Origin of the sequence: Pseudomonas sp. SWRI81, assembly GCF_014268545.1 — a bacterium.
In the GTDB taxonomy this organism is placed as follows: domain Bacteria; phylum Pseudomonadota; class Gammaproteobacteria; order Pseudomonadales; family Pseudomonadaceae; genus Aquipseudomonas; species Aquipseudomonas hamedanensis.
This window is the reverse complement of sequence record NZ_JABWQS010000003.1, coordinates 211,826-223,615: the sequence shown is the minus strand read 5'-3', so window position 1 is coordinate 223,615 and position 11,790 is coordinate 211,826. Positions and strand designations below refer to the sequence as shown.

The 11,790-nt window shown below is 65.8% G+C and carries 1 protein-coding gene; it reads right to left on the bottom strand.

The window, feature by feature from the left end; translation table 11 throughout:
* Window positions 1-3: 3 nt before the first annotated feature.
* Window positions 4-11,724, bottom strand: a complete 11,721-nt coding sequence (locus HU765_RS03575) for a BapA/Bap/LapF family large adhesin (protein WP_186619064.1) — start codon at window positions 11,722-11,724, stop codon at window positions 4-6.
* Window positions 11,725-11,790: the final 66 nt, after the last annotated feature.

The window sequence follows — 11,790 nt, the reverse complement described above, 5'->3', positions numbered from 1 at the left end:
TTTTCAGACGACTTGAATGCCGTTCTGCACCCATAGGTGGTGGCTCGGATCCTCCTGTGCCGTGTATTGGACATAGTCGATGCCGTCGGCCTGCTGCGTACCCTCTGCGGTCCAGCCATCGGTCATGTGTACGCTGTCCTTTTCGTCACCCTTGATTAGCAGCGTGTTGTTGTCAGCAGATGTGATCGCCAGCAGATCGCTGAGGTTCAACGTCAGCGCAACCGCACTGGAATGGTTGAGGTCGAGGATCTCAACGTTGTGGATCTTGCTCTGCAAATCGCCGAGGTTGATCGCCACGTCGCCGCCAGCCCAGAGCAGGGTGTCGGTGCCGCTGCCGCCATCGACCGACGTGAACTGTTGGTCGGCGATGATCAGCGTGTCGTCGCCGGCGCCGCCTTGCAGCGAAATGGCGCCACCGTGCGAACCGTCGAGGGTGTCGTTGCCGTCGGTGCCCTGGATCAGCTCACTGCCAGCGGCGTGCGCCAGACCGAGGTCATCGCTGGCCAGTGCCGAAAACGCGGTGGTAGCGAACGCACCGGCCCTGTTCAGGTCGATGGTCAGGGTGGCGGTATCGACGCTGCCGTTGGGGTGGGTCAGTTGGTAGGTGAAGGTGTCTTCCTGACCAATGACCGCATCGGTCAGCCCGGCCTTGAGCGTGTAGGTGTAGTTGCCGTTAGCCTGGACCAGCAAGGTGCCGTAGTTGCCGACCAGAGAGACGCCGTTGTAACCGGGCGCCACGTAACTGCCGGCGACCAGCACGCTGAGCAAGGTGTAGACCGAGCCCAACACATCGGCGCCGCCGCCCGCGGTGTCGGTGAGCAGGTTGCCCGACACGGGCGTGTAGCTGCCGACCACAAATTGATTGGTGTACGTCGCCACGTTGATCAGGCTGGTGTTGACGCTGGTGAGCAGGCCGAGGCCGCCCACCGCCACCCGCACCTGATAGCTGCCAGCGGTCTGGTCGTCGAACTTGATCCCGTAGTTGCCGCCGCCCAGATTGAGCAGCGCATTGCCGCCGTAGCTCTTGACCAGCACGTACTGGTTGGTGGCGGTGTTGAGTTTGTACAGGCCCACCGTCATCGAACCCAACAGCGCCAGCAGGTTGCTCGAATTGACCACCACGGTGAGATCGCTGACCGTGTCCGCCGCCACCACGGTGTTGTAGTTACCGCTGCCGCCGCCCAGCAGCACGTTGAAAGTGCCGAGGTTGGAGTTGGTGGTGACTTCACGGTTGACCAGAGTGACGTCGGTTGCAGCGACATCCGCGGTGGCGTCAAGCACCAGCGCGGGGCTGCCGAGGTTGGCGTCATTCCACACTTCGGTGGCTTGTGGGCTGTCGATACGCACGTACAGATTGGCGGTGTCGCTCAAGCCGTTCGGGTGCACCAGTTGGTAGCTGAACACATCGACCTTGCCGACACTGCTGACGCTGCCGTTGGGCGTGTAACTGTAGTTGCCGCTGGCATCGATGGTCAGCGTGCCGTACAGCCCTTGCACTGTGGTGCCGGCGCCGGCACTGACGTAGGCGCCGTTTTTGAAGATCTGCAGTTGCGCGCCGTTGTCCGGGCCGGTCTGGTCCGCTGTGCCATCGACGCCGACGTTGGTGATGACGTTGCCGGTCGCGGCTGGCCCGGCAATGCCGTTGAACTGGGTCAGGCTGCTGACGTCCAGTTGCAGTTGCGTATTGACCGTGGTCAGCACGCCGATGCCGGTGCTCGACACTGTCAGTCGGTAGTCGCCCGCCAGCAGGTTAGCGATGTCGACCCGCACGCCCTGGCCGGCCAGGGCAATCAGGTCGAGCAAGCCAGCGCTGCCGTTGGCGTCGAGTGTGACCCAGACGCCGCTGGCGTTTTTCACTTGCAGCGTATAGACCACGCCATCGATCAGCGAAATCAGGCTGCTGGTGGTCAGCGTCAGGGTGGGGTCAAGGCGAGTGCCACTGGACACCGTGAACGTAAAGGTTTTCGAGAAACCCGACAGCAGCGTGGTGAACGAGTCGTTGAACGTCTGCGTCGCAGTGGCCGGCGTGAGGGTGACGGTGCCAACGGCGAGGTTGTCGCTGGCCACCACCGGCGCGTTGACGTCGATGTCCGGCGCCGTGACGTTGGCGGCTACCGAGACGTTGCCGCGAGCGTCGCTCAGGTTAACGGTGAGTTTCTCGCCGTTGATCTGCGCGCTGTTCAGGGCAATGGTAAATACCCCGAGGTTATTCACCGTGCCGGTGCCCAGGACCGTGCCGGTGGCCGACTTGATGGTGACCGTCGCTCCGGCCTCACCGGTACCCGTGACGGTCAGACCGTCGGCGCCGACCAGCAGCGCCGTAGCGGCCGCGGGCGGAGTCAGGTCTGGCGCCGTCGCGGTGGCCGGCGCCGAAACGTTACCGCTCGGATCCGCCTGGGTCACGCTGAGAACCTGGCTGTTGATTTGTGCCGAGGCGAGCACCACGGAGAAACTGCCGTTGGCGGCGACGGTGGCGGTGCCCAGCACCACACCGCCAGCGCCGCGCACGCTGATCGTCGAGCCGGGCACACCGACGCCAGTGAGCAAAGTGCCGCTGCCATTGACAGTGACGCCGGTCGGGATGCCGGGCGCGGTGACGTCCGGCGCCGTCAAGCTGGCGTTGGGCGACAGGTTGCCAGCCGGATCGACCAGGCGCACGGTCAACAACTGTCCATCCAGTTGTGCGCTGTTGAGGTTGAAGCTGAACGTGCCGCCACTGCCTACCGTAGTGGTGCCGATCAATGCGCCACCCGGGCCATAGACATTGACCGTTGCACCGGCTTCACCGGTACCGCTCAAGGTCAGACCGTTCGCGGCAAGCGTCAGGCCGCTGGCCGCGACGGGCGCCTGCACATCGCTCGCCGTCAGGTTGAACACCGGCGAGAGATTGCCCGCCGGGTCTGCCTGTTGCACGTTGAGCTGCTGGCCGTTGAGCTGGGCGCTGGACAGTTGCACGGTGAACGTGCCGCCGGTATTGACCACGGCGGTGCCCAGCACGGTGCCGGCCGCATTGGTTACGCTGACCGTGGCGCCGGCTTCGCCCGTACCGCTGACTGCCAGCCCGGTACCGTTCAGGGTCACGTTGCTCAGCGGCGCCGGCAACGTGGTATCGGCGACGCTGAGGTTGGTGGGTGGTGAAACATTTCCCGCCGCGTCACTTTGCGTGACGCTCAGTTGTTGGCCATTGAGCTGTGCGGACGACAAGGTCACTGAGAACGTGCCGTTGCCAGCCACCGTCGCGGTGCCCAGCAACGCACCACCGGCACCGCGTACGGTGACGGTGGCCCCGGCTTCACCGAGCCCGCCCAGTACAAGGCCGGCGCCGCTCAGCACCAGTGCCGTCGGTGCCGCCGGGGCGGTGATGTCTGGCGCCGTTACGGCAAGACCGGAAGAGGTGTTGTTGGCCGCATCGGTCTGTACAGCATTGAGTACCTGACCGTTGACCTGTGGCGCATTGAGTTGTGCGCTGAAGGTGCCATTGGCGCCAACCACCGCGTTGCCCAAAACCACGCCGCCAGCGCCGGTAATGGTGACCGACGCGCCGACTTCGCCGCGCCCGGTGACCAGCGTGCCGCTGGCATTGACCGCCAGATCGCTGAGCGGTGCCGGCGCCGAGGTGTCGGCCGCGGTGATTTCGCTTGGCAGCGAGGCGCCGCCCAGCGGGGTGTTGGCGGTGACTTCGAGACTTTCGCCGTTGGTTTGCGCAGGCGTCAGCACGACGCTGAACGTGCCATCCGGACCGGTGACCCCCGTACCAATCAGGCTGTTGTCAGCCCCGAAAACGTTGATCGTCGTGCCGATCGCCGCCGTGCCGGAAAGCGTCACGCCATCGGCCGAGAGGGCCAGGTTATCCGGCGCATCCGGCGCCGGAACCAACGGAACGGTAAGGAGGGTGTCCTCGGACACGTTGGTGGCGACGTCCGTCTGGTTCACCGTCAGCACTTGGCCGGCAGTGATGCCCGGATCGAGATCGACCAGGAATGTACCGTTGGCCGCGACGGTGCCGCTGCCGACGACATTGCCGAGCGCGTCGGTGACCTCGACGCTGGCGCCGGCCTCGCCGCGACCGGCGAGTTGGCTCAAGTCGCCGCTGATGGTGAGGCCGGTGACGGCATCCGGTGCAGTAATGTCATCCACGGGGTAGAGCAGCGTTGGCGATGCGTTAAGCGCCTCATCCGTCGCGATGACCGACAACAACTCACCGTTGGCCTGGGCCGGATTGAGTGTGACCGTGTAGCTGCCATTGCCCAAGGCCACCGTCGTGCCCAGCACGGTGCCGGTGGACGACAACACCGTCACGGTGCTGCCCGCTTCGGCAGTTCCCGCGAGCAAGGTGCCCGCGCCGGTCAACGAGGTGACCGTTGGCGCGATCGGTGCAGTGGCGTCCGGTGCGTCGACCAGTGCCGGCTCGGACAGGTTGTTTTGCGCGTCCGCCTGGACCACCGACAGTGTCCGGCCATCGAGTTGCGCAGCCGAGAGCGTGACGCTGAAACTGCCGTCTGCGCCGACTGTTGCCGTGCCGAGCACGACCGCGCCGTCACGCACGGTGACGACTGCGCCGGGCTCACCGGTACCGGTCACGGTCAGGCCGTCCTGGCTGACGTTGAGGTCGGCGACTTCCAGCGGATCGGTGCTGTCGCCCGCTTGCACGGGCGCGGCTGGCGAAGTGTTTGAGGCCAGGTCGGTCTGATTGACGCTCAACACCTCACCGTTCACTTGCGCTGGATTGAGGGTGACGCTGAACGTGCCATTGGCGGCGACTGTCGCAGAGCCGAGCAAGGTGCCGGCGGCGCTGGTCACGCGCACGGTGGCGCCGGCTTCACCGGTGCCGGTCAGCGTCAGCCCATCGGGACTGAGGTCGAGGCCGGCGGGAGCAGCGGGCGGCGTGATATCCGGCGCGGTGACAGGCGTGACGGGCGATGGATTGCCCGCGGCATCGCGCTGGATCACCGACAAGGCTTCACCGTTGAGCAACGGCTGATCGAGGGTCACGCTGAAATTGCCATCGGCCGCGACGGTGCCAGTACCGATGATGGTGCCAACGGCGTTGGTCACCACCACCTGCGAACCGGCCACACCGGACCCGGTGATGAGGCTGCCGCTGGCGTCGATATCGACCTCGGTCAACGCAGCAGGCGGCGTGCTGTCAGGCGCTGCCAGCGTGCCGGCAGGCGAGGCATTGCCCGCGGCATCGGCGAGGACCACGAAAACCGCCTGGCCGTTGGTCTGTGCCGGCGTCAGAGTGATCTGGAAGCGACCGTCGCTGCCCACCGTGCCGGTGCCCAGTTCCGTGCCGTCGGCCAAGGTGACACGGACGCTGGCACCGATTTCGGCGCTGCCGGTGAGCGAGTCGCCGTCGGCATTGAGCTGCAGATCAGCGGGCGTTGCCGGCGGTGTCAGGTCCGGTGCGGTGACCGTTACCGGCGCACTGACGTTACCGGGTGGGTCGGCCTGCTGAACGCTGAGGATTTGTTCATTGATCTGCGGCGGGCTCAGGGTGACGCTGAAGGAGCCGTCGGCGAGGACCACGCTGGTGCCGAGCAAGACGCCATTGGCATCTTGCACCGTCACGGTCGCGCCAGGTTCGCCGGTCCCTGTGACCAGCGCGCCCGCGCTGTTGATGTCGACATTGGCCAGCGGGTCGGGCGGGGTGAAGTCCGGCGTGGTCAGGCTCACCGCCGGGGAGTCATTGCCCGCGGCGTCAGCTTGGACCACAGTGATGACTTCGGCATTGCTCAGCGCTGGCGTCAACGTCAGCGTGAACGTACCGGTCGGGCTGACGACTGCAGTGCCGAGCACGTTGCCGTCACTGTCGATCACCCTGACCTGGGCGCCGGGTTCGCCGCGACCGGTCACGGTTGCACCGTCGCCGCCGATGCTCAGTTGCGACACCGCCGTTGGTGGTGTGCTGTCGACCGACGTGAACGGTGTGGCCGCCGAGGTGTTGCCCGCCGCATCGGTCAGCGACACGGTCAGGGCCTGGCCGTTGGCTTGCGGTGTGGCCAGGGTGATCGCAAACGTGCCATCGATGCTCACGGTGCCGGTGCCGACCAGTGTTCCGGCGGCGTTGTACACGTTGATCGTGGTGCCGGCCTCACCGGTACCGGACAACACGCTGCCGTCATTGCTGACCGCCAGCGCTGCCGGTGGGTTGGGGGCAATCAGGTCGGGCGCGATCAGGCTGACGCTGTTGGATTCATTGCCGGCGGCGTCGGCCTGACTCAGGCTCAGCGTCTGGCCCGAAGTTTGCGCCGGGCTGAGGGTGACGCTGAAGGTGCCGTTGGCGGCCACCACTGCGCTGCCGAGAATAGCGCCACCAGTGCCGAGCACGGTCACGGTGGCGCCGGCCTCACCGCGTCCGGTCAGGGCGGTGCCATTGGGTGCCAGACTCAGTTCACTGAGCGGCGCCGGTGCTGCGATGTCAGCAGCGGTGTAGTCGGTCGGGGACGAGTTGATGCCCGTGCTCGACGTCGCCACGGCAGACAGTTGCTCGCCGTTCAGCTGCGCGGCATTGAGCGTGACACTGAAGGTGCCGTTGGCCGCCACCAGCGCGCTGCCGAGCAATGTCCCCGAGGCATTGCGAATGCTTACGGTACTGCCAGCCGTGGCGGTGCCGGTCAGGGTCAAGCCGTCGGCGCTGAGCGCCAGATTGGTCGGCGCACTTTCCGCCAGGTTGCCCGGGGCGGTTACCGGTGTCGCCGGCCCGGTGTTGCCCGTGGTATCGATCTGCAGGACCGAAAGGGTCGAACCGGCCACCGCGGCGGGGGACAGCGTCAGGCTGAAGCTGCCGTTGTTGCCGACAGTGGTGCTTCCCAACAGGGTTCCGTCGGCGTCGCGAACTTCAACGGTGGCGCCGGCTTCGCCGGTACCCGTCAACGTCGCGCCGTTAGCGCTGACCGCAAGATTGTTGGCCGCCAGGGGCGCCGTGGTGTCGGCGGCATTGATCAGTGCCGGGGCGGATGGATTGCCCGCCGCGTCACGGGCCGTCACGTTCAGCACCTGGCCGTTGGCTTGCGGGCTATTGAGGGTCACTTGGAACGTGCCATTGGCGGCCGCGGTCGTGGTGCCGAGGATATTGCCTTGGCTGTCGCGCACGGTCACCGTGCTGCCAGCCTCGGCGTTACCGGCCAGTTGCACGCCGGCTGCGTTCAGGGTCAATGCGCTCGGAATGGCCGGCGCCGTCAAGTCCACCGACACCACTTCGATGGCCGTGGAAACGTTGCCCGGCGGATCTTCCTGAGTGACCGTCAGCACTTCGGCATTGAGCTGTGGCGTGTTCAAGGTGACGCTGAACGTGCCACCGTTGCCGACCTGCGCCGTGCCCAGCAATGTGCCGTCGGCGCTGCGTACCGACACCGTGGCGCCGGGTTCACCGTGACCGGTGACCGTCACGCCATCGGCATTCACCGCGACTTGCGTCAGGGCGGCCGGTGGGCTGATGTCGGGCGCGTTGACACTGGTCGACGGCGAAATGTTGCCGGTCGGGTCGGTCTGGCTGATCGCCAAGGCCTCGCCATTGGTCGGCGCGGGCGCCAGCGTCACGCTGAACGAACCGTCTGCGGCAACGACAGCGCTGCCCAGCAAGACCCCGCTTGCATTACTGACGTTCACGGTCGCACCGGCTTCCCCGGTCCCGCTGAGGGTGCTGCCATCGGCGCTGATCAGCGGGTTTTGCACGGCGGCGGGCGGGGTGCTGTCGACAGTGGCGACGCCGGTGGAAGTCGAGGTATTGCTGTTCGCGTCCGTCAGCGTGACCTGCAAGGTTTCACCCGAGTTCTGCGCGTTGGGCAGGGTGACCTGGAAGTTGCCGCTTTGATCGACCAGACCGGTCGCCAGGACATTGCCGGCGGCGTCACGAATCGTCACGGTGCTGCCGGCTTCGCCCTGGCCTTTGACCACGGTGCCGACGTCATTGATGCTGACACCGGTCGCGGCGGCCGGTGGCTGCAGATCCGGGGCGATAATGCTGGCGGGCGGCGACGGGTTGCCGGCGGCATCGCTTTGCGTCGCGGTGAGTGTCTGGCCATTGAGCTGCGCCGGCGTCAGCGTCAGGCTGAACGTACCGTTGCTGGCAACCAGTGCCGTGCCCAGCACGGTGCCATTGCTGTCGGTCACGGTCACCGTAGCACCGGCTTCGCCTCGGCCGGTGAGTGCGCTGCCATTGGCATTGAGCAGCAGATTCGACACAGCGTCCGGCGCCGTGCCATCGCCCGCCGTAACGGTGCCTGGCACCGACACGTCACCGTCAGGGCTGGTCGCGGTGACTTGCAGCACTTGCGCGTTGATCTGTTTGGCATTCAGCACCAGTGTGAACCGACCGAAGCTGTTGATCAGCCCCGATCCGAGCACATCGCCATTGCTGTTGGTCACGGTCACCGTGCTGCCAGGCGTACCCGCGCCCGTCAGGGTGAAACCGTCGGCGCTCAATGCCAGTTCGCTTGGGGTCGCGACCTGCGAGCCATCAGGGCCTGCGAGCGGTACCGCCGACGAGTCGTTGCCGCCGCCGTCAGTGCTGATCACTTCGAGGCTACTGCCCGTGCCTGCCGCAGGGTCGAGCGGGACCACGAAGCGGCCGTCTGCCCCAGCGGTGGCGGTGCCCAGCACGCTGCCGCCGGCAATGCTGACGGTGACGACCGTGCCGGGCTCGGCAAGCCCCGACACCTGATCACCCGCCGGGTTGATCGCCAGATCGCTGACCGGCGCAGGCGGCGTGCTGTCCGGTGCGGTGACATTGCCCGGCAGCGAGCTGTTAGTACCGTCGGAGGCTACCACCTGCAAGGCTTCGCCGTTGTTCTGCGCGGTATCGAGATTGACCGTGAAGGCGCCACTGCCGTCAGCGGTCGCGCTGCCAATGACGTTGCCGTTGGCATCCAGCACCTGCACCGTGTTACCAGGCTGCGTCGTGCCGGTCACCGTCGCGCCTGCCGGATCGATGATCAGACCGGTCGGCGCGGATGGGGCGGTGATGTCCGGCGCGGTGACCGGGGTGACCGGTGAGGGCAGGGCGCTCGCATCGGTCTGGATGACACCCAATACCTGGCCGTCAAGTTGTGCCGGACTCAGGTTGACGGTGAAGCTGCCGTCGCTCGCAACGACCGTGGTACCCAGCACTGTGCCGTCCGGCGCGCTGACCGTGACCGTGCTCCCAGCTTGCCCGGTCCCGGTCAATGTCACGCCATTGCTGCCAAGCACGACGTTGTCAGGTGCCAGCGGCGCCGTGGTGTCCGCCGCGGTCAGCGGTGTCTCGGGTGAAACGTTCACGCCATCCGATTGGCTCACTTGCAGCGCTTGACCATCAACCTGCGGGCTGTTCAGCGTTACCGAAAATGCACCGCTGCCGTCGACGATCGCGGTGCCCAACGTATTGCCGGCCAGATCCTTGACCGACACGGTGGCGCCAGGCTCACCGCGGCCGGTAAGTGTTGTACCGGCCGCATCCAGCGCCAGATCCGCAGGGGCGGCGGGGGCCTGAATATCAGGTGCCTGGACCGGCACCGCCGGAGCGGCGGAGGGCGAGCCGTCCGTCTGCACGACGCTCAGATTCTGGCCATTGGTCTGTGGCGACGACAGATTGATTTCGAAGCGGCCGTTGCTGCCGACGATGGCCGTTCCCAACACGACGCCAGCTGCGTCGGTCACGGTAACGGTCGCGCCGACCTGGCCCGCACCGGTGACGATTGCGCCGTTCGCCGAAATTGACACATCAGAGACTGCAACCGGTATCGTCAAGTCCGGTGCGATCACATTGACTGGCGCCGACGGGTTGCCCTCAGCGTCGGTCTGGATCACTTGCAGTTGTTGCGCATCGGTTTGCGCCGTCGCGAGGTTGACGGTGAAGTTGCCATCGGCGCCCACCGTGCCAGTGCCGATAATATTCCCGTCCGGGTCACGGACGGTGATCGAGGCGCCCACTTCGCCCTTGCCGGTCAGCGTCTGGCCCTGAGCATCGAGTGTCAGGCCCGTGAGCGGCGCAGGACCTTGGGTATCAGGCGTCACATAAGTCAACGGGGCAGAGGTGTTGCCGGCACTGTCGCTGGCACTGACCAGCAGCGTTTCGCCATTGTTCTGCGGGCTGCTCAGTTGCACGACGAACGTACCGTCTGCTGCGACCACGGCCGCGCCGAGCACGTTGCCGTTGGCATCGCGTACCGTAACGGTTGATCCAGCTTGGCCGCGCCCCCTCATTTGAGCGCCATCGACGCTCAGGACGAGGTCGCTTGGCTGAGTCAGGCCGTCGAGGTCAACCGTTATGAGGGTCACCACCGGCGACGGATTGGCCGCCGCGTCAGTGAGCTGCACGTTGAGTGTTTCACCGTTGATCTGCGCAACGTTGAGTTGCACCGTGAACGAGCCATCAGCTGCGACCAGCGCTGTGCCGAGCACAGTCCCTTGAGTATTGGTGACGCTGACGGTGCTGCCCGGTTCGCCACGACCTGTGATCGAAACACCATCGCTGCTGATCGCCAGATCAGTCGCGGCGCCTGGGCCGGTGATGTCCGGCGCATTGAACGTGACCGCTGGCGATTGCGTGCCAACGCTGTTGATTGCCAGGACACTGAGGACTTCGCCGTTGGCCTGCGCACGGATGAGCGTCAGGAGAAAGGTGCCGTCGGCGCCCACCACCGCGCGCCCGAGCAACTCTCCGTTGGCCGCGCGAACTTCAATGGTTGTTCCCGCTCTGGCGGTGCCGGTCAGTTGGCTGCCGTCACTGCTCAAACCGAGATTGGCCGGGGTTTGCGGTTCGACAATTTCCGGTGCGCTGACCGTGGCACCAGAGGATGTATTGCCGGCGGCATCGGTGGCACTGACGATCAGTGGCTGTCCGCCGATCTGCGCCGGGCTGAGTGTGACATTGAAGGTCCCGTCCGCCGCCACGACGGCGCTGCCGAGCAGGGTGCCATCGGCGGCACGCACCTCAATGGTGGCGCCGGCTTCCCCGGTCCCGCCCAGTTGCGTGCCATCGGCGCTTACGCTCAGATTGGCGGGTGGCGTGGGCGCGGTGGCATCCGGCGCAGTGACGGAGCCGGGTGTGGAAACATTGCCCGCAGCGTCGGTGAGCGTGACGTCGAGCGGCTGGCCATTGGTCTGCGGCGTACCCAGTTCGACCTGGAAGCGCCCGTCGGCGCCTACGGTTCCCGTGCCTAGAATATTGCCCGCCGCGTCACGTATCTGCACCAGACTGCCGGCTTCGCCAAAACCACTCAGCACTCGGCCATCGGCCGATAAGGTCAACCCGGTCGCAGGCGCGGGAGGCGTCGCATCACCGCTGCTTGCGCCACCACCGCCGCCTCCACCACCTCCACCCGCTGCCGCCGCAGCGCCTCCCGCGCCCAGCAGGCCAAGCCCGGCGATCGCCCAGGCGGGCGTCGCGCCTTCGACCACGCCGACGCCGGCGATCAGTTCGTCCAGCGAACCGATTTCGTCGAAGGTAAAGCCATTGAACGGCTCGGCGTTGTAGCGCGCCTGCCACAGCGTCGCGTCTTCGCCTTGAAAGACGATGTCGTTGGCAACACCGTCAGGGCTGGTGACGAAAAAATTGGAGATTTTGATCTGCTCGCCGCTTTTCAGATTGACGATCAAATCCTGACCGCTCCGGCTGGTTGAAGCCAACTGGTCGGGGCTGACGGGCATTTGTACAACTGAAGGCTGGTTGAGCTGAACATTGCCCCAGTTTTGGGCAGTGAGCTGAGAACTGGATTTGTCGGCGATGACGATGTTGTCCATTACTTCTCCCTGAGAGTGCATGGGTGGACGTCCACGGGTATGTCCAGAACCATAGATAACGCACGT

Bases quoted from the DNA above. Each gene is read 5' to 3' on its own strand.
- HU765_RS03575 (WP_186619064.1), bottom strand. From the start codon at position 11,724: ATGGACAACATCGTCATCGCCGACAAATCCAGTTCTCAGCTCACTGCC.